General features: G+C 77.7%; 1 protein-coding gene. It reads left to right on the top strand.

From position 1 onward, the window contains the following. Window positions 1–353: 353 nt before the first annotated feature. The coding region (locus AC2W7J_RS18555; protein ID WP_485984271.1) for a hypothetical protein at window positions 354–783 on the top strand (430 nt) is incomplete at its 3' end.

The raw sequence follows: 783 nt of genomic DNA, 5'->3' as shown, positions 1-783 counted from the left end.
ATGTCGTCCTGGGCCACGACGGCCACCCGGCCGCCCGCCGGCCGCCGGGCACAGCCCGACCCTGGCGGCGGACAACCTCTGGCCCGAGCTCCTCGGCACGCGCGACCTCGAGCCCGGTGGGCAGGAGCGGGGACGCACGACGCGCTTCCACGACGGCATCACCCGGGTGGCGGTCTCGTCGAGCGCAGCCGACCCCTTCGCCCGGCAATGGCGCAGCGCCGGCGACGGGCCCGCATCGATGGTCGACGGCGACCCGCGCACCGCGTGGGTGAGCGGCGACGGTGCCCGGACCCAGCGGGTGACCCTCACCCTGCGCCGGGGGCGCGACCGACGGCCCTGCTCGTCCACGAGGCATGGGGCGGCGACCTCGCCGGTCTCGCTGCCGTCGAGGTCGACGGCAGCGACGGGGGTGCGGGGTCGGCTCCACGACGACCTGGCGCATCCCGCTCGACGGGCGCGAACGCCGGACGGTCACCCTCGAGCTCACGCGGGCGTCCGAGGCCGCCGCGCAGGCACCACTGGGCATCCGCGAGGTGCAGCTCGAGGACGGCCCGCGCATCGAGACCGGGCTGACCGTGCCCGCCGGCGACGGGCCGGTGCTCATCACCCGGGACCCGCGGGCGGGCGCCGACCTCGCGGCGGGGGAGGACCCGCAGGCCTCCGTCGTGAGGTGGCGACCTGCCGGAGTCGAGCATCTCGACGACGGTCCGGCTGCGCCCGGGCGACGACGCGCAGGACCTCGTCACGGCCCCGTGGAGCCTCGTCGGCAGCACCCAGCCGGCG

Source organism: Janibacter sp. CFPM2_SD2 (assembly GCF_057364645.1).
Note: the sequence above shows the minus strand (reverse complement) of the source record. Positions and strands in the feature narration are given on the sequence as shown.